General features: G+C 54.9%; 24 protein-coding genes. 11 read left to right on the top strand and 13 right to left on the bottom strand.

What is annotated here, in order from left to right; translation table 11 throughout:
- Positions 1–9: 9 nt before the first annotated feature.
- On the top strand, positions 10–690 hold the full coding sequence (locus tag PS2015_RS12680; RefSeq protein WP_058022578.1) for a DUF2459 domain-containing protein: 681 nt from the start codon (positions 10–12) through the stop codon (positions 688–690).
- On the opposite strand, the gene PS2015_RS15725 is transcribed toward PS2015_RS12680, so the two are convergent.
- Complete coding sequence (locus PS2015_RS15725; protein ID WP_058022579.1) at positions 687–911, bottom strand: hypothetical protein; 225 nt, start codon at positions 909–911, stop codon at positions 687–689. The genes PS2015_RS12680 and PS2015_RS15725 overlap by 4 nt on opposite strands.
- Here PS2015_RS15725 and PS2015_RS12690 point away from each other — a divergent pair.
- The gene (locus PS2015_RS12690) at positions 910–1752 is read left to right on the top strand and encodes a 2TM domain-containing protein (protein ID WP_058022580.1); all 843 of its coding nucleotides are present in this window, start codon (positions 910–912) and stop codon (positions 1750–1752) included. The genes PS2015_RS15725 and PS2015_RS12690 overlap by 2 nt on opposite strands.
- Before the next feature lie 97 nt (positions 1753–1849).
- On the opposite strand, the gene PS2015_RS12695 is transcribed toward PS2015_RS12690, so the two are convergent.
- Positions 1850–2164 (bottom strand): hypothetical protein, encoded by a 315-nt coding sequence (locus PS2015_RS12695; RefSeq protein ID WP_156412740.1) that lies wholly within the window; start codon positions 2162–2164, stop codon positions 1850–1852.
- 746 nt (positions 2165–2910) lie between these two features.
- Between PS2015_RS12695 and PS2015_RS12705 the strand changes: the two genes are divergently transcribed.
- Together PS2015_RS12705 and PS2015_RS15960 are read left to right on the top strand one after the other, a co-directional pair.
- Positions 2911–3228, top strand: coding sequence for a BON domain-containing protein (locus tag PS2015_RS12705; protein WP_058022583.1), 318 nt, complete (start codon positions 2911–2913; stop codon positions 3226–3228).
- Between the two features lie 90 nt (positions 3229–3318).
- Positions 3319–5811, top strand: a complete 2493-nt coding sequence (locus PS2015_RS15960; protein ID WP_169792319.1) for an amidase family protein — start codon at positions 3319–3321, stop codon at positions 5809–5811.
- Here PS2015_RS15960 and PS2015_RS12715 read toward each other — a convergent pair.
- From PS2015_RS12715 to PS2015_RS12730, 4 genes are all read right to left on the bottom strand, one after another.
- Positions 5800–7176, bottom strand: a complete 1377-nt coding sequence (locus PS2015_RS12715; protein WP_058022584.1) for a PAS domain-containing protein — start codon at positions 7174–7176, stop codon at positions 5800–5802. The genes PS2015_RS15960 and PS2015_RS12715 overlap by 12 nt on opposite strands.
- 98 nt (positions 7177–7274) lie before the next feature.
- Positions 7275–8129, bottom strand: a complete 855-nt coding sequence (gene yghU / locus PS2015_RS12720) for a glutathione-dependent disulfide-bond oxidoreductase (protein WP_058022585.1) — start codon at positions 8127–8129, stop codon at positions 7275–7277.
- A gap of 18 nt (positions 8130–8147) precedes the next feature.
- Positions 8148–8945 carry a DODA-type extradiol aromatic ring-opening family dioxygenase gene (locus tag PS2015_RS12725; RefSeq protein ID WP_058022586.1) on the bottom strand — a complete coding sequence of 266 codons (798 nt, stop codon included), beginning with the start codon at positions 8943–8945 and terminating at the stop codon, positions 8148–8150.
- A gap of 53 nt (positions 8946–8998) precedes the next feature.
- A complete protein-coding gene (locus tag PS2015_RS12730; RefSeq protein ID WP_058022587.1) occupies positions 8999–9442 on the bottom strand; it encodes a DoxX family protein in 444 nt (147 codons plus the stop codon).
- Positions 9443–9614: 172 nt separating this feature from the next.
- On the opposite strand from PS2015_RS12730, the gene PS2015_RS12735 reads away from it, so the two are divergent.
- Complete coding sequence (locus tag PS2015_RS12735) at positions 9615–10496, top strand: LysR family transcriptional regulator (RefSeq protein ID WP_058022588.1); 882 nt, start codon at positions 9615–9617, stop codon at positions 10494–10496.
- Positions 10497–10634: 138 nt separating this feature from the next.
- On the top strand, positions 10635–11291 hold the full coding sequence (locus PS2015_RS12740) for a hypothetical protein (RefSeq protein ID WP_058022589.1): 657 nt from the start codon (positions 10635–10637) through the stop codon (positions 11289–11291).
- Positions 11292–11891: 600 nt separating this feature from the next.
- Here the strand turns inward: PS2015_RS12740 and PS2015_RS12745 are convergent.
- Positions 11892–13304, bottom strand: a complete 1413-nt coding sequence (locus PS2015_RS12745; RefSeq protein WP_082628131.1) for a hypothetical protein — start codon at positions 13302–13304, stop codon at positions 11892–11894.
- A 32-nt stretch (positions 13305–13336) separates the two neighbouring features.
- On the bottom strand, positions 13337–13831 hold the full coding sequence (locus tag PS2015_RS12750; protein ID WP_058022590.1) for a DUF6265 family protein: 495 nt from the start codon (positions 13829–13831) through the stop codon (positions 13337–13339).
- 153 nt (positions 13832–13984) lie between these two features.
- On the opposite strand from PS2015_RS12750, the gene PS2015_RS12755 reads away from it, so the two are divergent.
- From PS2015_RS12755 to PS2015_RS12765, 3 genes are all read left to right on the top strand, one after another.
- Positions 13985–15004: an aldo/keto reductase gene (locus PS2015_RS12755; RefSeq protein ID WP_058022591.1), complete on the top strand. Its 1020-nt coding sequence runs from the start codon at positions 13985–13987 to the stop codon at positions 15002–15004.
- A 120-nt stretch (positions 15005–15124) separates the two neighbouring features.
- Positions 15125–15724: a class I SAM-dependent methyltransferase gene (locus PS2015_RS12760; protein WP_058022592.1), complete on the top strand. Its 600-nt coding sequence runs from the start codon at positions 15125–15127 to the stop codon at positions 15722–15724.
- Positions 15725–15731: 7 nt separating this feature from the next.
- A complete protein-coding gene (locus tag PS2015_RS12765; protein ID WP_058022593.1) occupies positions 15732–16325 on the top strand; it encodes a TVP38/TMEM64 family protein in 594 nt (197 codons plus the stop codon).
- Here PS2015_RS12765 and PS2015_RS12770 read toward each other — a convergent pair whose 3' ends face one another.
- Complete coding sequence (locus PS2015_RS12770) at positions 16326–17132, bottom strand: acyl-CoA thioesterase (protein ID WP_058022594.1); 807 nt, start codon at positions 17130–17132, stop codon at positions 16326–16328.
- 33 nt (positions 17133–17165) lie between these two features.
- Positions 17166–17639 carry an AtaL-like protein gene (locus PS2015_RS12775; RefSeq protein ID WP_169792320.1) on the bottom strand — a complete coding sequence of 158 codons (474 nt, stop codon included), beginning with the start codon at positions 17637–17639 and terminating at the stop codon, positions 17166–17168.
- A gap of 140 nt (positions 17640–17779) precedes the next feature.
- On the opposite strand from PS2015_RS12775, the gene PS2015_RS12780 reads away from it, so the two are divergent.
- The gene (locus PS2015_RS12780; RefSeq protein ID WP_082628242.1) at positions 17780–18226 is read left to right on the top strand and encodes a hotdog fold thioesterase; all 447 of its coding nucleotides are present in this window, start codon (positions 17780–17782) and stop codon (positions 18224–18226) included.
- A gap of 88 nt (positions 18227–18314) precedes the next feature.
- Complete coding sequence (locus tag PS2015_RS12785) at positions 18315–19844, top strand: alanine/glycine:cation symporter family protein (RefSeq protein ID WP_058022597.1); 1530 nt, start codon at positions 18315–18317, stop codon at positions 19842–19844.
- Between the two features lie 30 nt (positions 19845–19874).
- Here the strand turns inward: PS2015_RS12785 and PS2015_RS12790 are convergent, their stop codons facing one another.
- The 3 genes from PS2015_RS12790 to PS2015_RS12800 all read right to left on the bottom strand — a co-directional run bounded on the left by PS2015_RS12790 (position 19875) and on the right by PS2015_RS12800 (position 22696).
- Positions 19875–20462 (bottom strand): YhgN family NAAT transporter, encoded by a 588-nt coding sequence (locus tag PS2015_RS12790; RefSeq protein ID WP_058022598.1) that lies wholly within the window; start codon positions 20460–20462, stop codon positions 19875–19877.
- Between the two features lie 63 nt (positions 20463–20525).
- Positions 20526–21581 carry an alkaline phosphatase D family protein gene (locus PS2015_RS12795; RefSeq protein WP_058022599.1) on the bottom strand — a complete coding sequence of 352 codons (1056 nt, stop codon included), beginning with the start codon at positions 21579–21581 and terminating at the stop codon, positions 20526–20528.
- The gene (locus PS2015_RS12800) at positions 21578–22696 is read right to left on the bottom strand and encodes an alkaline phosphatase family protein (protein ID WP_058022600.1); all 1119 of its coding nucleotides are present in this window, start codon (positions 22694–22696) and stop codon (positions 21578–21580) included. The genes PS2015_RS12795 and PS2015_RS12800 overlap by 4 nt, the downstream gene beginning before the upstream one ends.
- Positions 22697–22789 lie beyond the last annotated feature (93 nt).

Consider the following 22789-nt stretch of genomic DNA (forward strand, 5'->3'; position numbering starts at 1 on the left):
GCTGGCAACATGTGCTCACGCCGATTCTCAACAAACCGCATTCTGTTGTGCCTGCTTACTGCAGCGCATTTGTTGCTGACCGCCTGTCTCGTACCCGCAAACGATGTCTACCCCGCAGATCCGCCGCACCCGCCAGATAGCATTTACCTGACCGCGCACGGCTGGCACGTCGGCATTGTGGTCGAAGCCGAACGGGTCAGACCTTTTCTGCCACCATCAGCTCACTATCCGGCCGGGCGCTGGCTGGAATTCGGCTGGGGCGATGCCAGCTATTACTCCAACCCAGACCCCGGTGTCTTCACCCTGCTCAAAGCGGCTTTCCTGCCCACCCCCACCGTGATGCACCTTGTGGGCTTTGATCAGTCGGTTGAGCAGCGTTTTCCACACAGCCACACCCTATCGTTGCCACTGCCCGAAGGTGGCATGATGGCACTTGGCAAATTTCTGGCAGATCATCTGCAGACGGACGAGCAGGGTCAGGCGATCTACCGACAAGCGGGTTTATACGGACACAGTGCGTTCTTCGCAGCCAGAGGTATCTATATATTGCCTCACACATCTAACATGTGGACTGCACGCGCACTGCGTGCCGCAGGCCTGCCCATCAAGCCGATGTATACAGTGACACAGTCGGGTCTGATCCGGCAGGCGGAAAGCGTGCGCTCGCAGAGCCCCGCAGACCGTCCTTAACCGGATGGCAGCAAAGACAACTCGGGCTGGCCTGCCAGATTGACCAAATAATCGTCGATTACACCAAGGGGGCCGACCCTGGCAGCCATCTGGCAACCGATGCAGGTGCCCGTAGAATGCGGGCTCCAGCGGGAGCGCGCGGAACTGGCAAAGTTTTTGCAGCTTTTGGCTTCGACACCATATTTCTTGAGACGCTGACAGCACAGGAGTGAATCATCCATGGATTCCAGCGAGAGCAACCAGAAAAAACATAACCCGGATCGCCGATTCAGTAGTGACGAGGTCGCCGATATCATTCGCCTGAGCCTGCAGGATGAAAGTCGCCGGCACAGCGGCAACTCGGTTGACTACGACGAACTGCTGGTTATTGCCAAAGACGTGGGCGTGGACAGTGAGCAGATTGACCGGGCTGTGCACCTGCTGGAGGAAGAACAACTCACCCGCGACAAGGAACGAGCATTATGGAGACGCTTCAAAAGTCATACGTTTATCTTTGCCGCCATCAACCTGCTGTTGATCATTATCAATCTGTTCAGTGGTGCCGATACCTTCTGGGCCATGTACGTGGTATTCGGCTGGGGCCTGTTTCTGCTCGGCCACTACGCCGGACTTCGCTATGCACCGCAGTTTGTCGAGATGGCTGAACAGCGCACACGCGAGCTCATGAACAGCCGTCAGGACACCCTGGCTGACACCGAAGACCGCGTGCTGTTCACCACCAGTGATTCCATGGGCATGACAGAAACCTCCGGTATGCTGAGTCTGGAAGATGACAAATTGATTCTGGAATATCAGACGGTCGACGCCGTGCTGGGCGTGTTAAAGACCGGCGTGAAAGTGGTGGATATTCCGCTGGACCGTTTATCTTCTGCACGCGTTGAGCAAAAACTCTGGGGCGCCGACCTGGTTCTTCAGGGTAAAAACATGCGCGTATTCGGCAATGCCCCCGGCGCCAGCGGTGGGCAGCTGCGCGTAAAACTCAAACGCCCGTCGGTCAGCGCTGCCAATGAGCTGGTTGACGGTATCAGGACTGTTCGGGATTCTGACGAGGCGGATGCCTGAGTACCGGCCCGAATCATTTGATGCTGATGGCGTGTTGGCTTTTGGAACACATCCAGGCTGGCTTTGTCGCCTTTAATCAGCTGTCATGAATGCTAACCTAGGTCTCTTCCCGGGACACTTGCTCCAGGTAGGGTGCCAGCAATCGTTTGCTGGCCCAATGCTGAAAAGAAAGAGCGAACACGATAAATACCGGAGCGCACCAATCGAGATAGATCATAGCCAGCTTTGACAACAGCGGCGGAGCAAAATTGGCAGCCAATATCGGTACGCCGACCAACACAGTAGCGCCTATCAGCAGAGTCAGCGGCAAAAGCAGGTGCAGCCACACCGCGTTAGGGCCTCGTGAGGCCAACCTCAGCGCTTGCTGGTGGCGGAATTCTCTGGCCTCTCTTTCTGAGCTATGTGTCGGCATTGTTCGAACCAGTTTTGCCAGCAGTTGCTCTCGAAGGATCGGCCTCAAGGTAGACTTTTGACACCTTCAACATCACGTACCGATGCCAGAACAATAGTCCAGCAAAAAGCACTCCAAAACCACCATCCTTGGTAACAAACAAAGACAACGACGTAAGCATCAGACAGCCAACGAACATAACCGTCAGATTGACTTGAAAGTTCTTAGATGCGGCATATCGTAGCTCCGAGTAAAACATCCTTTCAAAAATCTTTTTGAACATTTGTACACCCCAAAATCCGCGCCGGCTCGACGGCAATTTCCTCCCACTATCGAGCCAGCGCTTTATTATGAAGCCTGATTAGGAAGTGAAATCAGTTCCATAGCAGTTGGTAAACGCATTAATTGCTGCACCATACACGGCTCCAGGGCCGAAAAATGGAGAAACCCCGAACGCAACCAACGACACAAAACACTGCACACTCATCGTCTCTGGCGGACTATCGTTACCACCACCCACCATCCCAACTTCCTGCACACTCAACTCTCTCATCACACTATCTCCCTGTGTATTAATGAATCCTGCAATACTGATATAGACGGCTATCAGCGACTTTGCACAAAAAATTATCTGTTGCTGAAAATCCCACTAGCACTGCTACGCCCAGAACTTCCCACTGCGTGTTATAGCGCACAGACAGAAACCCCTCGCAACGCTAATGTGCGCTTGTTGCCAACCACTCCCCCCCGAAAAAAGGAGCTTTATCATGTCATTGCATACCTCGTTGACCGCCGTTATCACATCCCTGGTTATCCTCTCCGCCACTGTCAGTTGCTCGGTCGCGCGCGATCAACAGACTGTTGGTGGTTATATAGATGACGCCACCATCACAACACAGGTCAAGGCGCGCATGCTCAGTGACTCAGAGGTGTCCGGTACCAGCATCAGCGTTGAGACGCTGAATGGCACGGTGATGTTGTCAGGTTTTGCCACCACCAACACCGAAAAGGCGACGGCGGAGTCGATCGCACGTGGCGTTAATGGCGTCACAGAAGTCAGAAACGAGATTGCCGTTCGACCGTAATAGTGAGGCAGCGGTTTAAAGTGGGGCTGGCGCAGCACGTTCCAAAAATACTATAGTCGCCAGCAAGCCCATTACATAAAGACTCCGATAATGCGTCTCTCTGCGTCATTTCTGGCAGCGGGTCTGGTATTTTGCCTGGCTGCCAGCACCCAGCCAGCCTCGCACGCCCAATCGAACAACGCCCGGTCCTTCGACCTGCAGGCGCACCGTGGCGGCATTGGCCTGGTCACCGAAAGTACGCTGCAGGCTTTTGCCAGAGCCCTGGAGCTGGGGGTCAGTACGCTGGAGCTGGACACGCAGGTAACGGCTGATGGCTATGTGGTCGTGACCCATGACCGGCAGGTGCTGGCACATCGCTGCCTGGATACCGAAGCGGCCACGCCGGGTGATCCACAATTCCCCTATGTGGGCAAATACATCAAGGATCTGCGCTGGGCGCAGGTTCGCACGCTGGATTGCGGCACCCAGCAGGCGGCGGCTCATCCGGCGCAGCAAACAGTGCCCGGTGCGCGCATGGTGCTGCTGAGCGAGGTGTTTGATCTGGTCAAACGCTATCGCGCCTTTGATGTGATGCTGAACATTGAGACCAAGGTGGAAGCGGGCGCGCCGCACGAAACCGCACCGCGTGAGGTGTTTGTGCAGGCGGTGATTGATCAGATATTCCGTCATGGCTTTCAGGATCAGGTGACCATACAGAGCTTCGACTGGGGTGCCCTGATGCGGGTGCGCGAACTGGCGCCGCAGCTGCCGATTATTGCGTTGTCCAACGCGCAATCCTTTTTGCAGTGCGGCATGCCCGGCGCATCGCCGTGGACGGGCGGCATCGACATGGACGATTTTGACTGCAATCTGCCGGCGGCCGCCGCCTCTTTTGGCGCGGATGCCATTTCGCCAGTGCACGGCCATCCACAGGACGGCACCGTCAACGACCCGAACTACGAAGCCTTCACCACCCGCGAGATGGTGCAGCAGGCCCGGTCACTGGGCATGAAAGTCATCCCCTGGACCATCAATGATACAGCCACCATGGCGCACCAGCTGGATCTGGGTGTTGATGGCATTATTACCGATTACCCGGATCGTCTGCGTCGTGAGCTGGCCGAACGCAATTTGCCTTTGCCACCAGCGCAGCATGCGCCGTCCGCAACCACTGCCGACCTGGGTGAGCATTCCATTCTCAGCCTGCAGCAGCAGATGGCCAACGGCTCCCTGTCAGCGGAAATCCTCACCCGGCACATGCTGGCGCGTATTGAGACATACGATCAACAGGGCCCCGCCCTGAATACCATTATCACCCTGAACGCTGCCGCCATCGAGCAAGCAAGAGCCCTGGATGCCGAGCGTCAACACAGCGGTCCGCGCAGTCTGTTACACGGCATCCCGGTCTTGGTTAAAGACAACTACAACACCACCGATATGCCCACGACCGGCGCCTCACGTGCTCTGGCCGATTTTGTACCGAATGCGGAAGCCACCCAGGTGCGGTTGCTGCGCGAAGCCGGTGCGGTGATTCTGGGCAAAACCAATCTGCATGAATTTGCCTATGGCATCACCAGCATCAGCTCATTGGGCGGACAAACGCGCAACCCCTATCACCCACAAAGAGTGCCAGGTGGTTCCAGTGGCGGATCAGCAGCCGCAGTAGCGGCGGGGTTTGCCACCATCGCCACCGCCTCGGACACCTGTGGTTCGATTCGTATCCCGGCCGCTTTTAATAACCTGGTGGGCCTTCGACCCAGCAAGGGCCTAAGCAGTATTTATGGCATCATGCCACTGGCCAGCACGCCGGATGTCGGCGGGCCATTGGCGAGGCATATTGAAGACCTGGCCATTGTTCTGGATTTAACAGTGGGTTATGACCCGCAGGATGCGGCAACGGCGATCATGCTGCAACAAGCGCAGCCGCAGTTTCAACGTCATTTGCAAAGCAGTAAATTGGACGGTGTACGAATCGGACGATTGAGCAATTACATGGAAAGCGCGACACCAGAAGTAGCGGCGTTAATGGAGAATGCCTTTGCGGAACTCAGCAGACTGGGCGCAGAGATAGTGGATGTGACCATCACCGACATGGCTGCATTGATCAGTGCGTCAGGGCTGATTGGCCATGAGTTCGAAGCAGATCTGGATAACTACCTGAAAACCTTTGGCAGTACACAATACCCGACACTTCAGAGCATCGTTGACAGCGGCCTGTACCACGATGCTGTGGCCATGCTGCTGCAGCGCAGTGCCGCCGGTGAGCAGGATCCTGTCGCCTACAAGACCGCACTCGAAGCTCGCCAACCTTTGCAGTCCGCGATCGACGCAGTCATTCAACAACACCAGATAGACGTCATTGCCTACCCACCCATCGGCGCCCTGCCTGTCCCCACCGGCGAAAACCAACCCGGCAACAACTGCAGCCTGGCCGCCAATGCGGGCTACCCGGCACTATCACTCCCCATCGGCTTCAGCGCAGAAGGATTACCGATGGGTATCGAATTGCTGGGGCCATTTATGAGTGATGCGCACTTGCTATCCATAGGCCACGCCATCGAACAAGCCTGGCCTCAACGACGCCCGCCGAACCTAGACCAGTGACAACTGAATATTAAACGTCGTCCCCAGCTCTTCATCTGAAGTCACTGACATGTGCCCCCGATGATGCTCAGTGACAATGAAGTAAGGATAAGACAGCCGCTGCTCCACCGGGCACTCATCAGCACCGGCCGCCGAGGCAAAGAAGGGTTCAAAAATGCAGAGCTGGGCCTGCTCGCTGAGCACCTGCCCACGGTGCTCAATCTTGACCCAGACCGAATCAAAAAACTTGCCAATACCCACCTTGATCTGCGGCGCGGCACCGGCGCTGTCGGCCTGGGGCTTGACCGCGTAAAAGGCACTGCGCAACACCCGCATAAAGACCTGCTGCAACTCGTTCGGGTAGCAGGCGACCTCGGGCAGATCGTCGGCATAGTCGCGACGAATATCCACGTCCTTGAAGTCCAGCCCGTCCACATCGATCAGCAATTCTGCAGCCAGTGCGATGCTGCGATCCATGATGGCCGTAATAGCCGCTGGCTGTCTCACATCACGGTGACCGCGCGACAGATCCAGCAGATTCTGGGCAATGGCGTTGGCCTGACGGGCACTCTGACCGACAACATCCACTTCTTTCAGCAGGAAGGTTTTGACCTCACCCAGCTCACTGGCATCAAGGCGTTCACGCGAGCGATCCACTCGCTGCAAAATGGTGTCGATCGGACGGCTGATGTCGAAAGCCATGGCCGAGGCCAGCTCACCCAGTGCAGAAAGTTTGTCGCGTTCAGCAACCTTGTTCTCCGCATTAACCTGTTTGGTGACATCGGAAATCAGAATCACAATGCCAGTCTCGTCATTATGCTTCAGACGATACAGGGTAATGTCGTAGGTATATTGTCCGCGCTGGGTGTGCTTCAGGTGCAGGGTTTCGCCGCTGTCCAGCACACCCTGCACCTGCTCCTCGGTCAGCGTAATGCCGGGGTAGGCTTTCCACAGGTTCTCACCGACCACATCGGCATAGGGACGACCGGTAAATTCTTCAGCCGTTTTGTTCCACTGCGTCACCTCCAGCTTGTCATTAATACCCGCCAGCATGACCGGCATGGAGTTGACGATGCTGGCAATATAGGCCTCGCGCTTGCGCAGTTGCTCGGCGGTTTCCTGCAGCACCTGGGTGCGCTGGGCAACGCGTTCTTCCAGGGTGGCTTTGATTTCAGTCAGTGCGCGGTTGGAGCGTCGCGCACGCAGATGGGCGCGAATCAGAAAACCAAGCACCACCAGCAGAATAATGATCAGCAGGCTGGCGCTGGTGTTGGCAATGTACTGCCAGTTGGTGCTGCCGTCTTCGTAGCGGAACACGGCAAAGATGTCGGCGTGAGCCTGCAGGCTGATGCCCATCAGAGTTAGCAGTGCCAGAAGGTGTTTCATGTAAGCGGTCTCTTTGCGGTTCGGTCGCTCGGCAGGCGCCAGCCCAAGGCCGACGCTGCGTAAATAATCAGCGATTGTATCACGGAACCGCGTTTTGCTCAGCGTGGCGTGAGCACCGCATCAATGTCTGCCGCATCATGACGCTCACGCAGCTGCTTCTCTTCTTTACCCCAGGTGGTGTTAACGATTCGACCGCGACGCACGGCCGGACGTTCAGCGATCTCGTTAGCCCAACGCATCACGTGGGTATAGGTGTGGGCTTCCAGGTATTCGGCCGCATCATAAACTTTGTTCAGCACCAGCGCGCCGTACCAGGGCCAGATGGCCATGTCGGCAATCGTATAGTCTTCACCAGCAATATAACGATTGTCCTTAAGCTGACGATCCAGCACATCCAGCTGGCGTTTGACCTCCATGGTGAAGCGGTCAATCGGGTACTGCCACTTCTCCGGCGCATAGCAGTAAAAATGCCCAAAACCGCCACCCAGATAGGGCGCACTGCCCATTTGCCAGAACAGCCAGTTTAAGGTCTCCGTTCGACCGGCCAGATCAGTCGGCAAGAACTCACCGAATTTTTCTGCCAGATACACCAGCATGGAGCCGGATTCAAAAATACGCAGCGGCGGATTAACCGAGGTATCCAGCAGCGCGGGTATTTTGGAGTTGGGATTGATGGCCACAAAGTCGCTGCCAAACTGATCCCCCTCGCCAATATTGATCAGGAAGGCATCGTACTCAGCTCCCGTATGGCCACGCGCCAGCAGTTCCTCCAGCATGATGGTGACCTTCACGCCATTGGGCGTGCCCAGCGAATACAGCTGAATGGGGTGTTTGCCGCGCGGCAGTGTTTTGTCGTGCGTCGCGCCTGCGATGGGCCGGTTGATATTGGTGAACCGTCCGCTGCTTTGTTTGTCCCATTTCCAGACTTTGGGTGGCGTGTAGATACCTGTCATGTAAAGCTCCTTAAAGCGTCAATTCCAAAGATAGCAGCTGCCCTGTCGGCCCAGCACAGTGAAGTGCCATTGCCGCCAGGCTGCTGTGTCGGCCGCCGCCAGGCAGACATGCAGCGGCAGCAGATGTTCTTCCCGTGGATGGCTGAGCCGGGCGCCGGGTGCATCCGTCCACTCTAACATACGCTGCTCGCGCTGCATTTGTTCAGGCAACTCGACCGTTGTTTGCAACCAGCTCTCAAAGTCGCGATTAGCCTTGTCCACCGCCGGATCCGCCGGACCAAAAAATGCCCGCATGTTGTGAAAGGAGAAGCCCGAGCCTATAATCAGCACTCCCTGTTCTCGCAGTGCCTTCAATGCCCGACCAATGCGCAGATGAAATGCCGGATCCAGCGAAGGGTGCAGCGACAGCTGCAGGGTCGGGATATCGGCTTTTGGAAACAGCAGCAGCCCCGGCACAAACACCCCGTGATCCAGGCCGCGCTGCTCATCCAGCATCACATGGATGCCGGCAGCCTGCAGCACAGCGGCTGCCGTATCAGCGACATCAGGTGCGCCAGGCACCGGATATTGAATCTGGTAGGACTCATCAGGAAAACCGTAATAATCGTAGTAAAGGCCGGGGTCCGGCGCAGCCGTCAGCCTCAGTGGTTCTGCTTCCCAGTGCGCACTGGTATACAACACAGCGCGGGGGCGAGGCAATTCATTCAGCGTAGTGCGAATGTCGGCAAATGCCTCGACCATGCCTGCGTGCCCCGGATCACCCAACAGGGGCAGCGGCCCGCCCCCGTGCGATACAAACAAGACCGGTTGATTCATGATGCCTCCTGGCACATACCAAACTCATTGTTGCTCTGAGCGTCAGGCCGGATTTAAACCAGTCGCTGTGCCAGCACTTTGTCCACTGATACCTTGCCGCCGCCACTGATAGCCAGCGCCACCGATGCCGCCAACAACGCCAAACCAAACTCATACCCATTGTTGCTCATGAACAGGCCATTCTCGAAGTGCGCACTGAAGATGGCAACCACCATGGTGAAGGCCAGCACGGCAGCGGCCGGGCGCACCAGTACACCGACGATCAACGCCAGGCCGGCAAAAAACTCAGCGCTGCCGGCCAGCAGGGCCATCAAATAACCCGGCTCCAGGCCAAGCGAGGCCATAAACTGGCCCGTGCCTTCCAGGCCATAACCGCCAAACCAGCCAAACAGTTTCTGCGCGCCGTGCGCAGCAAAGATGATACCGATGGGCAGGCGCAGCGCCAGCGCTTCCCAGCCCGCCTGTGTGTTCAGTGTCTGTTTTATCAAAGTGTTCATGGTTAATCTCCTTAAGTGACATTTATTGCCTGAATGCAGACTATTCGTAAATCCACATCGAAGAATCTGATGCAGTGTACTTTACTGACATCACAAAATGAGATAAATACTCATAAATAAGATTTACTGTTACGATATGTGGAACAATAATCCAGATCTATTGAGGAATCCCATGGATAAATTTCAGGCCATGCAGACATTCTGCACCGTTGTGGATGAAGACAGCTTTGTGAACGCAGCCGAGCTATTGCTGACATCCAAGGCGGCAGTTTCACGACATGTCAGCCAGCTTGAAGAAAAGCTTGGGGTGAGATTATTACAGCGCACTACACGACAGTTATCACTGACAGAAGAAGGCCGACTATTTTATGACCGCAGCCGCGATCTGCTGGCATCACTGAAGGAAGCAGAAGACGAATTAAGCCAGCATACAGCTGTGGCGCGCGGACGGCTGCGCATTAATGCACCTGTCAGTTTTGGCCTGAGTCACCTGGCACCCTTGTGGGGAGAGTTCATCGCCAGACATCCTCAGATAGAGCTGGATATCACCCTGTCAGATCGCCTGGTGGATCTGGTTGAGGAAGCGTACGATCTGGCCATTCGCATTGCACAACTGCCCAATTCGACATTGATCAGCCGCCGCCTGACAACCACCAAAGTCACCTTGTGTGCTGCACCCGCTTATCTGAAGCAGCGCGGTACTCCAATGCATCCCTGCGAACTGGCGCGGCATGACACCATTGCCTACAGCTACTGGTCAGGCGGCGATGACTGGTACTTCGAGGGGCCCGAGGGGCGAGTGACTGTCCGCACCCGACCACGAGCGCGCAGCAACAGCGGTGAGACCTGTGTAGCGCTGGCTCTGGCCGGTCACGGAATAGCGCTGCAACCTGACTTTCTGATCAACCAGTATCTCGCGAGCGGCCAACTTGTCGCGTTGCTGCCGGCATATCCATCCCTGGAACTTGGCGTCTATGCCATCTATCCCAGTCGCAAGTTCCCAACACCCAGACTGAGGGCAATGGTCGATTTTCTTATCTTTAAGCTAGGCTAGCCAGCTGGCGTAACGTGACGCCAATCACAAATCTTGAATCTTGAATCTTGCACGATGCAATCATATACACATACAAAAGAAATGATATTATCCTTACCGTTCGTTTCATATCTTTCAATCAGAACGGAGACATGTGCGATGAAATACGTATTGATATCAGCAATGATACTTTTCCAAACGCATGCAATAGCTCAGGATAATCCATTCCATTTCACCGAACTCAATCAGGGCATGCAGCAAAGTTCAGGTTTTCCTATAGACTCTGAAAGCCGTATACCTCTTATTCAAGAGACGACGACCGGAGCACTCAAAGAACTACTTGTGGAAATCTCATTTTTCAGAGGCCTTCACTCCCGGCTATCATCATCGCCGAATGACATAGAGCAAACTTTGAAAAGATACGACTTATCAACAAATGAGGCAGAAGACATAGTGACCTTACTGGGGGCATGGAAACAACAAACAGCAGTAAACGCCTCCCAAAAAATTGCAAAGATGTGCGAACAGTGGAACACAAGAAACAGATCTCTTTCTGATGAAGTCAATGCCAGCTTAGTTCTAAATTTTCATCGAGAACTTGATGCTGACATTTCAGACCAAAGAGATCAAATTAAAGATTTGAAAGAAATGGTTAGCCGTTACACCGACAACAATTCGTCCTCACTCATCTTATTCCATTTAGATGTTCGTCAACGCTCAAAACCAGATATCGGCTACCTTAGTTTCGCGGATGGAGTAAGCCGAAGAGGCAACTCAGTTGAAGAACTAGAGACAATATGTGGGGGTGTCCAATGAAAAAAGCGATTTCAACGTTTTTCCTATTGATAATATCTTTCTTATTCCAGACTCACAGCCACGCAGGCGTCATCGCCGACTGCTACCCATGGTCCCCAAGTCAGTATCCTGACGCTACTGCTAACGACTGCGTTTTACAGATTTGGGATGAACCTGTAGTCCCTGATGTCGATCAGGTATTTGTATCAATGTATGTATCCTCTCATGTATACACGTCCGCGGGCTATCAGGGAGTTCACTCAGAAAACAACGGCGCCTCCGCTCCTTACCCGGGACCAATAAATGAAGTCGACATTTATACAACTATCCATTCATTGGTAGAGTTCAGTCTCGACACCCCCCCATCTTTGATCGAACATAACCCTTATTGTTGGACTGGAAATTTCGAGTATCACTACGTTCCTACAAATAGCTATCATTTGTATAGAAACGTCGGCGGTTGTGGTGGATGGCTCGGTTATACGCAATTATGGTAATTTCGTGAAAGTCAGCCCATAACTGTTGAGATCGCACCATCAAGGAAACAGTGTACTCCACGATGGTACGCGATCTCCAATCAAACTCGGTGCGGTTACAACTCCCTAATTATTTACCCTAATTCTAGCGCGAACAGGCAGGCAACCCATCCCGCTGCGGTGTGGTAAACGTGCAACCATAGTTATCATCAGCCACTACCACCGGATCCAGCACCACGTCTCCGGCGGGCTTGTCACCGCCATTCACCCAGTTCAGCCAGTCAGTGAGCGCCTGCTGCGTTTCCTCAGCCGAGAAATCACAATGCCCCGGCGCACGGATGGCACGCTGCACCAGCAAGTGATCATTGCCATTGCGAATGGCGCCCTGTCGATACAATTGCTGATGCACAAAGGGCACATAAAAATCACCCAGGGTATGCATGGTCAGCACCGGCACATCAAAATCACCATGAACTTCCGGCAGCCAGCGCACACCGTCGTTGCGCGGCGGGTTCACACCACGATCTGCAGACTGCCGCATGATGGACGCATTAAAGGCCTGTTCTTCGGCAGAGGGCTCGGCACCGTCAGTCCAGCGATATTCACGGCCAGTATTGTCGTAGATATTGCCGCTGAGTATGCCGCGGACCGAGCCGTCATCACCGCCACCAGACAGCACCGTAATCTGATAACGAGAACCAAAACCGTCATCAAAAATCGGCCGCTGACCGCCAGTCAGTTGCATGGCCATGGCCTTCAATCGCTCACCATTGAGGTTGGCCGGCTCCCAGGTCGACTGTCCCGTTTCAGGGTTCACTTTAAACAGATTGGTGACAATCGGACCGGGTTCACCACTGCCGTCGAGTACACCGATCAGATCCGGATATCGCTCATACGGCATATACCCAAAGCCGGCCAGGGTCATGGCCAGTCGTGTGTAGTCCCCAAGCCACTGAAACTGATTCTGCTCGGCCTGACACAGCGGCGCCGCACCAGCGTAAGGTACCGGGTAGCGGGTGCGCTGCATGTTCTCACGCTCAACTGCTGCGGCGGCGGTATGCCCACCCAGGGAGTGGCCCGAGATCAGGTACTGTGTGGGCTGTTCAATGGTCACATTCCAGTCACGCGCCAGATAGACAGGCAACTCCAGCGCCAGCTGGTTGGTATCCTCCACGCCGGCACGCACATCGTAGAAGTTGGCCGAGTAAGAGGACGCTGCCCAGGCGTAACCGGCGGCCAGCAAGGTATCTCTATAGGCCGCCGGGGCTGGTGACGGTGCCAGTGTGCTGCCAGTACCACGATAACCATGCGTATACATGACCAGCCCGCCATTCCAGTTGTCGGGAATTTCTGCGGCGTAAACAGCCGGCCCCTGAACCCCGTCATACGTCCCGTAATATGCCCTTGCCCCCGGTCGTGCTTCAAAAGCAAGCTCGGCTGCCGGCGCGAATTGACGGCTGTCATGCTCTCGAACACCGGTGGTCGAAACAGAACCGCAGGCGCTCAGCAGCAGCGCACTGGCAGCAATTGTCAGCAGGGTTTTATGCATGGGGTTCATGGCGAGGCTCTCCCGGATATTTTATTGACTAATTACCACAACTCACGTTTTTGCAGCTCAATATTCATGGTCTGCCCATTGGGCTGATCGATGTGAATCGTGAAGGTATCGCCGGACAGGGTGTACCCCAGGCGTCTCATGCCTTCTGAGCCAACGTTATTGAAGTGCACATGGTTATCCCGGATCATGGACAGCTCCATTTTCAGCGGGGCTGCCGTGCGTGGCTTGAAGCCAGGATCGAACTGCTGCAGGTGCAACACCAGAGACCCGTCGACCTCTTCGATGGTAATCATCTCAAACATGCTGGTGCCATCGGGCCCGGTCATGCGCACCATGGCGGCAATGGAGCCGGCCTCGGCACCTATCCAGTTTTCTTCCAGAGTATTGGGGCCCAGTTGCCCGGCATAGTTACCGGTCATCCACGCCAGGTCTTCAATCGTGGCGGCCGGCGGCTGTGCCCAGGTCAGGGTGCTGCTCATCAGCAGCAGGGCGGCGGTTCCAGCAGATTTCAGCCAGGTCATTTTCATATCAATCTCCACGGTTTGATCGGAATGAGTCTTTTTTACAACTGTCTGAATGCTAGCCGATCGGGCGAGCGTTTGACAGTCCACAAGTCACTAATGCCATAATCGGTTAATTTTCTGCGACAGACATTCCTACAGACCAAGGTGGACCCCGTCATGAAGTATCGTTATATCGGCAACAGTGGATTACGTGTCAGCCCCATCTGCATGGGCACCATGAGCTTTGGCAGCTGGAGCGACGAAGCCGAATCCTTCCGAATACTGGACACCGCCTACGAGCGCGGCATCAACTTTTACGACACTGCCGAGGTGTATCCGGTTCCACCACGCAAAGAGACTGTGGGCATCACTGAAACCATCTTTGGCAAGTGGATCAAGACCCGAGACCGGGATTCACTGATTATTGCCACCAAGGTGGCCGGCGCGGCATCAGGCTGGTTTGTACCGCCGGTGCGCAGCGGCATGACGGCCATCGATCGCCATCACATTGAACGCGCCGTGGAAGGCAGCCTGAAGCGCCTGGGCATTGACTATATCGACCTGTATCAAGTGCACTGGCCTGATACCGTGGTGCCGATCGAAGAGTCCATGGCCGCACTGGACCGGCTGGTGGAATCCGGCAAGGTGCGTTACCTGGGCACGTCCAACGAGAACGCCTACGGCCTGACCAAGGCCAACACCGTTGCGCACTACGAAGGATTGGCGCGATTCCAGTCCATCCAGAACAACTTCTCCCTGCTGCACCGCCGCTTCCTCGATGAGCTGGCCACCGTCTGTCGCCGCGAGAAGATCTCACTGCTGCCCTATTCGCCGATTGGTGGCGGGGTACTCAGCGGCAAATACAATTCCGACAACATCCCCGGCAACAGTCGCTTTGGCGAATATCTGCAGATGGACAACCCACGCCAGCGCGCCATGGCAGACCGCTTTGTCAACCCTGGCACCCTGCAGTCCACCGCGCGTTACCTGGAGATTGCGCGAGACGCCGGTATGTCGCCAGTCACACTGGCCACCGCCTGGAGCATGAACTTTGATTTTGTTGCCTCCACCATCATCGGCGCCAGAACCGCTGATCAACTGGAAGAATCGCTGGCGGCACTGGATGTCACCCTGAGCGATGAGATCATGAAGGCCTGCGACGACGTGCATAAGCAATTCCCCTATCCGATGGGTTAAGGGACCCGATCACAGGGACACACTGAAATACCGGCTGGCGGCACGACAATATGCGGAAGCAATTGGAAAGTGCCGCGTATCGGGCTAATATGCAGCAGTTGTCCGTATCATGCAGGTTGTATGCTCATAAAACTCTATAAGAATCTCAAGAAGAACATCCGCGAAGACGGTCTGATCGTCAACAGTTCCGGTTTTCTGGTGCGCGCCATGCTGGCCAAAGTGGACTTCAGCAAGGATCTGCGCATTCTGGAAATTGGCAGTGGCAAGGGTCCCTTCACCCGTCAACTGGCCTCCCGCATGAGCCCGGGGTCAACCCTGGATGTTTGCGAGATCAAGTCAGAATATAATCCCTGGATAGAAAAAATCATCGCCGACAGCCCGCGTAAAGTGGTTCGTCTGCATAACTGCTGCGTCACCGACCTGCTGCGCCAGGCCGATTATTACGATGTCATTATCTCCTCGCTGCCACTGAAAAACTTCGAGGATCGCGCCACGCGCAACGCGTTTCTCTACAAGGTGCTGCATGCCGTGCAATACGGACTAAAAGAAGGAGGCGTATATCTGCAGTACCAGTACTTCAAGAGCAATCAGACCGACATTGAGCAGGTCTTTGGCAAATCCATGGACACGGTCAGCTTTGTACCGCTCAATATTCTGCCTGCTTTTGTATACGAAATGTCCAAGCCGACGGCACTCTCACAAACGGTCACGGCGGAATGAACGCCGGATGAAGAAAGACAAACTGGAAAAACTGGAGCATCTGAACTTTTTCGGATTGTACACCTGGCTGGGACTGGTGACGGTCTGTCTATCCTTGTATTTTTTCCGGCCCGACCTGTTTGAACCGCAATACATTCGGCAGTTCTTTTCGGAAAACCTGGTCAGCGGATTGTTTGTCTATTTTGTCATATCGACACTGCGCGGTTTCACACTCATTCCTTCCACCCCCATAGTGCTTGCCGGCATTCTGGTGTTCCCGCCGCTGCCGCTATGGATCGTTAATCAGCTAGCCGTATACACTTCATCCGCTATTGTGTACTACATGGCGCGTCACCTGAGATTCGACAACTACTTTCACGCCCATTACCCGACTCATATTGAGCGTCTGACACGCCTGTTAAAGAAGGCAGAATTGACGGTCATTGCCGCCTGGGGCTTCATCCCGGTGGTACCCAGTGACATGATTGTTTATGTCTGCAGTGTTCTGCGAGTCAGTGTCTGGAAGACGCTGTTCGGCGTCTCTATCGGCGAAGGCATTATCTGCGCGATTTATATTTTTGGCGGTGCCTTCAGCCTCAATATGCTGCTGGAAGCGCTGTAATCAGTCCTTGAAGTACACCATCTGATGCGTGGTTGCCAGCAGATCACCCTTTGCGGACCAGACTTCGGCGCTCTGATCAAAATAACCGTCCCGGTAAACCTGAGCACGGGCCACGCCCAGCACGTAGTCTGATCCGACCTGCGTCAAGAGGGCGCTGTCGGCATGAAAATACGATGTCAGCGTGATGGTACCAATCATGACCCAGCGCTGCCGACGAATCATGATACGCGGGAAAAACACATCACAGATGGAGGCCAGCGCTGCAAAATCCAGCGGCCGTGGTGGCTCGTCACGCACCCATAAACTGGACTGACCGTGTGGCCGCTCCTGCCCGCTCAACTCATGCGGAATCACTCCATCAAAGTAGCGCAAATCGTAACGGTTGGTAAATTCAGGCCGCTTTTGCCATTGCATGGGCGCCACGCTCTGGGGATCAGGAAGATTGTGCGGAAAGGTGGCATCAACACCTGACCAGGTGTCCCGGCGTTTGGCAAACACGGCGGTTGCCATGGCCACCATGTGTCCGTCCTGACTGGCCTGAATCAACCAGTGCTGGGTCGAACGGTTGGTTCGCACAGGTTGTGCATTAATGACAAACTCACCCTCATTCACCGGGGCCGCAAAATGCACAGTCTGGGAAATTGGTTCCCCCAGCCGTTGAGGATGCAGCAAAGCCGCCTGCAACAATTGTGCGGCCGTAATGCCGCCGAACGGACCGACTGCATTGGCGTAGCCCGGGTGCGTGGCCGCCGTATACAGACCGGGATCCTGCTGTTGCATCTGCAATGCTTCATCTAATGGATGCATGGGAGTTCCTGAATTGTTCTGAGGTGGAAAACGTCACATGTGTGCAGCGGACCAGCCGTGGGCTATCATCTCTCGAATGGTCGCAACCGCCTCGCGATCGTTCTGCACATAGGCAGATTTCAGATAGGCATCGGCATCAATACCACCTTGCTCGCCCAGAGAGTCACGACGATAAATGAACCTGATCTGCAGCACACCTGGTGCGGGCTGCTCGATACGGGTCACACTCTCGGCATGCATGGACTGATGACGGCCGTCGATGAGTGTGCGGATTTCCTGCCCGGGGATCAGGGTCACCTCATCATGCAATTCCATCTCACCCGCAATGATGACCCGCGTAAAACTGTTCTCCTGCTCGTTAAGCAAGCGACACTTTAACGCAGGGTTAAAATGACCCGGATAACGGGCACGAAACAGCAAGGCTTTCCATAATGATTCGATATCAATCCGCTCGTGCGCAGGCTGCCGGGGCTCGTTAATGACGATAGTGTGCTCAAAATGCAGCACGGTTTGCACTCCAAATCTGAATCAGCCGCTAATAATACACAATTAGGCTGCCACTTGCCCGCTGCGCGCACTTTCAGCGTGGACGTTTACAGGAAGCGGGGCTTAGAATGCGGGTTTTGCAATTTTCGGAGACAGGCATTATGGCGATCTGGCAACGCGCGCATTCGCTGGAGAAACTGACTGAGCAGGCTCAGAACACAGCAGCCGCCAACCTTGGCATTGAATACACAGAAATCGGTGAAAATTTTCTGAAAGGCCGCATGCCGGTTGATCACCGTACCATCCAGCCGCATGGCATTCTGCACGGCGGTTCATCAGTGTTATTGGCAGAAACGCTGGGCAGCGTGGCCGCTAACCTTTGTCTTGGCTCTGAAAACATGGCTGCCGTTGGCCTGGACATCAACGCCAACCATATTCGTCCGGTAGCATCTGGCTGGGTTTATGGCACGGCCCGTCCCATCCATGTTGGGGCGACCACTCAGGTCTGGGAAATCGTCATTGAGAATGAACAGGGCAAAACAGTCTGTGTTTCCCGGCTAACCATGGCGGTAGTAAAGGCACGCCCCAGAACTCCCTCCAACACATAAATAATAGGCTAACGGGCAATTCAGCATTGAACCGCGCGGGGGGCTCGGTTATTGTTGGGAAGCCGCCAACAGAATCAAAGGTTTATCCATGGAAGCCATCGTCACCGCGATTAATAATATTATCTGGAGCCCTGCCCTGGTTGTGCTTTGCCTGGGAGCAGGTCTTTTCTACTCCATTCTGACCCGCTTTGCACAGGTCAGACATTTCAAAGAGATGTGGCGCCTGCTGTTCAGAGGCAACGAATCACCGGAAGGTATTTCCTCGTTCCAGGCGCTGGCGGTATCGCTATCCGGGCGCGTAGGTGTTGGTAATATCGCCGGGGTGGCAGCCGCGATAGGTTTTGGCGGTCCCGGGGCGGTGTTCTGGATGTGGGTGGTGGCCTTTCTTGGTGCCAGCACAGCCTATGCTGAATCAACGCTGGGTCAGTTATACAAGGTAGAAGAAGACGGCCAGTATCGGGGTGGTCCGGCCTACTATTTTGAACGCTGCCTTGGACAGCGCTGGCTGGCTGTCATGTTCGCGCTGGCAGCCATTATCGCCTGTGGGGTATTTCTGCCGGGTGTGCAGGCTAACGCCGTCGGCAATGCCGTGGTACAGGTGTTCGGCGATGGCAATATGGTCAGCACCAATTTTGGTGAAGTCGGCACCAATAAGCTGGTCGCGTTGGCTCTGATCCTGATGGTGCTGGCGTTTATCATCTTTGGTGGCATCAAGCGTATTGCACATTTCACCCAGATTGTCGTTCCGTTTATGGCGCTGGGTTACATCATCATGGCGCTGATCATTGTGTTCATCAATTTCGAGCAGATTCCAGGCGTCGTTGCTCTGATCATCGGGGATGCATTTACGGCTCAGGCGGGCTTTGGCGCGGCCATCGGCTGGGGAGTGCGTCGTGGTATCTACTCAAACGAAGCGGGTCAGGGAACCGGCCCTCACGCAGCCGCCGCGGCAGAAGTTGAACATCCGGCGCAACAGGGACTGGTGCAGGCATTCTCTGTGTATGTTGACACGCTGTTTGTCTGCTCGGCCACCGCGTTTATGATCATCATCACCCAGCAATACAATGTGCAGGGTGCGCTGGAAGCGGGACAGTTTGTGGTTCAGAACGTGGCCGCCGACACAGAGATTGCATCCGCCGCCTTCACGCAGATGGCATTACTGAGTGTATTCGGCGACTTTGGTCCGGCGTTTGTGGGCATTGCCCTGTTCTTCTTTGCCTTTACTACTATCCTGGCCTACTACTACATTGCCGAAACCAACACAGCCTATCTGAACCGGTATTTCAAGGCGCGTATTCCGCTGGTGGCAGTCAAGATAGTCATCATGATGATGGTCTCTTACGGCATGGTGAACAGTGCCGGTTACATCTGGACCATTGGTGATATTGGTGTGGGGCTCATGGCCTGGATCAACATCGTCGGCATTCTGGTGATCTTCTTCATGTCGAAGCCGGCCATTCTCTGTCTCAAGGATTATGAGGAACAGCAGAAATCGGGCGGCCCGATTCATTTTGACCCGATCAAACTGGGTATAAAGAACGCGACCTTCTGGGAAGAGCGACGGGCAAAAGAAGTTGCCGCTGCTGAACAGCAATCGAATGGTGAAACCAAGCATTGATCGAGACAGGCGCTACTCGGGCTGATTACTTCAGCCCAGGTAGCTCTTGAAGCCGTCCAGCAACATCTGAACTGCTACAGATATCAGAATCATCCCCATCAATCGTTCAATCGCCTTCAGCCCTCTCTGTCCCAGCAACTTGTAGAGCTGCTGGGACATCAGCAGAATAATCGCCGTCACCAGCCATGCGCCTCCCAGCGCGATCAGCCAGTCAACGCTACGATCCGGTCCGGTCTCAGCCATCAGCACCAGCGTCGCCAGGACAGACGGGCCGGCAATCAAGGGCACAGCAAGCGGCACGATCAGCGGTTCACCGTCGTTTTCATCATCGCCCATGACACCGCCCCGCGAGGGGAAAATCATGCGAATGGCAATGATCATGAGCACCAGACCGCCGCCGATCGAGATCGCCTCTCGCGACAGACCCAACAGATGCAGAATGCCCGGCCCAATGAACAGAAAGATGAGCATCAGGCTCAGTGCAATCAACAACTCACGAATCAGAATCTTGCGGCGACGCTCTGGCGCAACCCGCGACAGCACGCTGAGAAATATAGGGATATTTCCCAACGGGTCCATAATCAGAAACAAAGTTACTGCGGCTGCAAACGTATCCATAACACAGTGGCCTGCGCGTCAATTCACCAGGATGTGTATGTTACGCCTTTTTTCCGTCACTCACTAATGCCGGACTGGAAACTGCAGAGTCGCATTCAGCAAATCGGCACCATCGACTCCACGAATCGCCACTTCCACCGTCAATGCATCGTCTTCTGCCCAATGAATACGCAGCAATCCGAAATTGGCAATGGCATATGCCTCGCTTACACGGTGACGATTGGGGCTGATGGCATGCCATTCCTCGGTCAGACCTGAAGACGTAACGTCTGTTATCGGCCAGGGCAGCGATGCATGCTGCACCTGGCTGATTTCAGACCAGTGCGTATCGCCGGATACTATCAACGTGGGTACATCAGCGTGCTGCTCGATCAGATTGATCAGACGCTGACGGTCTTCCGGGAAATTCGCCCAGCTCTCCCAGCCAGTAAATTCGGCCAGCATCTGCAGGCTGGAACCGATAATGCGCAAATCCGCTGGCTCCTGAAACTGGCGGGCTAGCCATTGCCACTGAGACTCACCCAGCATTGTCGCGCCCTTTTCCAGGCTGACCTCGTAGGGCCCCATGTTCAGGCTTTCACGTAGCTGCCTCAGTTGACTGTCCGACAACTGATGCAACGCCGTGCGATTCCAGCGAAGGTCTGGCAGGATGAGCTGAATGCGTTTGCCCTGATGTTCATAGAAATAGGCCGTGTAAATACCATCTTCACGGCTACGTCGGTCAGACAGGGCCGGCTCCTCCCAAAAATCCAGCATCACTTGCCGCGAGGCCTCCTTGGCAGGGTATTCTGCACCCGCATCATTGCGCCCGTAGTCGTGATCATCCCAGATGGCGACCACCTCAGTCTGCTGTCGTAGCCGGCTAAAGCCGGGAACAGCGCCAAGCTGCGCATACTTTGCAGCAAGCACTTGCGGGTCATCACTGTCCCCATAGATGTTGTCTCCCAAAAAAGCAAAGACATCTGGTTGGGCGGCCAATACCTGATCCCAGATGGGCTGAGGACGATCCTGATGGACACACGAACCAAAGGCCAGCACAAACTCCTGCTGCGCAACTGCCGGCATCATTGTCGCTCCCCACAACACGGGCGCTATCGCCAATAAAAAAACTCGGCTCATGGTAGAAACTCCCGCATGACTCTGCCCATGACAGCGTTGTATTTCGCGGGGTCTTCCCCGAGAAGAGTCATCAGTGTGGCTGCTATCCGATCAGCCGTCAGGCACTCTTCCGTGGTGATCTGGCCCGAAGCAGGCACACCCGGCCCCAGCGCAGCCATCCAGATGGCGTCTGAACCTTCAATGCCCTGTGGGAAGCGCTGCGCCAGTGACTGCATGTATTGCTGCACGGCGCGCTCACTGGCGTGGTGCATCCAGCTATCTCGGGGCGTTTCGCCGCGTCCGTGATCCACGGTGACAAACATCACTGTGTTGTCGCGGTAACCATCAATGTCCTGCAAAGTGCTCCAGACTTCTTCGACAAACCGGTCTACCCGCCGTGTGGCCAGTACATATTCGTCGTAGCGACCATCATGAGCAAAATCGTCCGGCTCACCATAGGCAATGTGCACAACACGCGGCCGTCTCTCACGTAACCATGACAGGGCATAGTGGTGAGTAAACGCATCATGACGAACCGTCGGCCAATGTGCCGATATATCCCTGTGCAGCAAATTCAGTGTGTGCTCAAAGTCGGTCAGCGGCGCTGCAAGAGGACCGACATTTACCGGTATACCACTGCGCTCAGTGTTATAAATATAAGGAAAAACATCCCAGGAGCCGAAGGCTGCCATGCGCCCCCCGAATTGCTCATTAGCAGACAGTAATTCCAGAAAGGTCTTCTCCGGATTGGGCCGCTTGGCATTCGAGTTGATGTCATCATTAATCACACCACTCAAGATTTCGTTATAGCCGGGGTATGAGAAGTTATAATCGTTGGTCAGTCGTGCGCACGAACCAAGATCCCGGTTACCTACGACCACACCCTGATGCATGACGGTGTGATGTATAAACGGCATGACCAGTGACGCACGCTGATTCGCATCGTCATGCCAAAACAGGTCCAGAAGCTCCTGCTGCCGCTCAGAGTACTCGTCATCCAGCGCCAGCTCCCGGTCAAGGCCCCGGAATGCCTCCTGCCAGCGAACGCCGTCAATGGTAATCAGCACAACATGCTCAGCAGCATGAAGTATGTTGCCAGTCAGAGTCAAAACTGCGGCCATCAATAATTGTTTCATTCTGCATTCTCCTCTCGCTGTTTTCTGCACGAAAAAAAACGACTTGCAGCAAAACGCTGCAAGCCGTAACAGTTCCCTTGCTGACATCCCTGT

Origin of the sequence: Pseudohongiella spirulinae, assembly GCF_001444425.1 — a bacterium.
Classification (GTDB): domain Bacteria; phylum Pseudomonadota; class Gammaproteobacteria; order Pseudomonadales; family Pseudohongiellaceae; genus Pseudohongiella; species Pseudohongiella spirulinae.

Bases quoted from the DNA above. Each gene is read 5' to 3' on its own strand.
- PS2015_RS12690 (WP_058022580.1), top strand. From the start codon at position 910: ATGGATTCCAGCGAGAGCAACCAGAAAAAACATAACCCGGATCGCCGA.
- PS2015_RS12800 (WP_058022600.1), bottom strand. From the start codon at position 22,696: ATGAAACAATTATTGATGGCCGCAGTTTTGACTCTGACTGGCAACATA.
- PS2015_RS12725 (WP_058022586.1), bottom strand. From the start codon at position 8,945: ATGAATCAACCGGTCTTGTTTGTATCGCACGGGGGCGGGCCGCTGCCC.
- PS2015_RS12785 (WP_058022597.1), top strand. From the start codon at position 18,315: ATGGAAGCCATCGTCACCGCGATTAATAATATTATCTGGAGCCCTGCC.
- PS2015_RS12680 (WP_058022578.1), top strand. From the start codon at position 10: ATGTGCTCACGCCGATTCTCAACAAACCGCATTCTGTTGTGCCTGCTT.
- PS2015_RS12780 (WP_082628242.1), top strand. From the start codon at position 17,780: ATGGCGATCTGGCAACGCGCGCATTCGCTGGAGAAACTGACTGAGCAG.
- PS2015_RS12765 (WP_058022593.1), top strand. From the start codon at position 15,732: ATGAAGAAAGACAAACTGGAAAAACTGGAGCATCTGAACTTTTTCGGA.
- PS2015_RS12760 (WP_058022592.1), top strand. From the start codon at position 15,125: ATGCTCATAAAACTCTATAAGAATCTCAAGAAGAACATCCGCGAAGAC.
- yghU (WP_058022585.1), bottom strand. From the start codon at position 8,129: ATGACAGGTATCTACACGCCACCCAAAGTCTGGAAATGGGACAAACAA.
- PS2015_RS12740 (WP_058022589.1), top strand. From the start codon at position 10,635: ATGAAATACGTATTGATATCAGCAATGATACTTTTCCAAACGCATGCA.
- PS2015_RS12770 (WP_058022594.1), bottom strand. From the start codon at position 17,132: ATGCATCCATTAGATGAAGCATTGCAGATGCAACAGCAGGATCCCGGT.
- PS2015_RS12750 (WP_058022590.1), bottom strand. From the start codon at position 13,831: ATGAAAATGACCTGGCTGAAATCTGCTGGAACCGCCGCCCTGCTGCTG.
- PS2015_RS12755 (WP_058022591.1), top strand. From the start codon at position 13,985: ATGAAGTATCGTTATATCGGCAACAGTGGATTACGTGTCAGCCCCATC.
- PS2015_RS12730 (WP_058022587.1), bottom strand. From the start codon at position 9,442: ATGAACACTTTGATAAAACAGACACTGAACACACAGGCGGGCTGGGAA.
- PS2015_RS12735 (WP_058022588.1), top strand. From the start codon at position 9,615: ATGGATAAATTTCAGGCCATGCAGACATTCTGCACCGTTGTGGATGAA.
- PS2015_RS12715 (WP_058022584.1), bottom strand. From the start codon at position 7,176: ATGAAACACCTTCTGGCACTGCTAACTCTGATGGGCATCAGCCTGCAG.
- PS2015_RS15960 (WP_169792319.1), top strand. From the start codon at position 3,319: ATGCGTCTCTCTGCGTCATTTCTGGCAGCGGGTCTGGTATTTTGCCTG.
- PS2015_RS12705 (WP_058022583.1), top strand. From the start codon at position 2,911: ATGTCATTGCATACCTCGTTGACCGCCGTTATCACATCCCTGGTTATC.
- PS2015_RS12695 (WP_156412740.1), bottom strand. From the start codon at position 2,164: ATGCCGACACATAGCTCAGAAAGAGAGGCCAGAGAATTCCGCCACCAG.
- PS2015_RS15725 (WP_058022579.1), bottom strand. From the start codon at position 911: ATGGATGATTCACTCCTGTGCTGTCAGCGTCTCAAGAAATATGGTGTC.
- PS2015_RS12745 (WP_082628131.1), bottom strand. From the start codon at position 13,304: ATGAACCCCATGCATAAAACCCTGCTGACAATTGCTGCCAGTGCGCTG.
- PS2015_RS12790 (WP_058022598.1), bottom strand. From the start codon at position 20,462: ATGGATACGTTTGCAGCCGCAGTAACTTTGTTTCTGATTATGGACCCG.
- PS2015_RS12795 (WP_058022599.1), bottom strand. From the start codon at position 21,581: ATGAGCCGAGTTTTTTTATTGGCGATAGCGCCCGTGTTGTGGGGAGCG.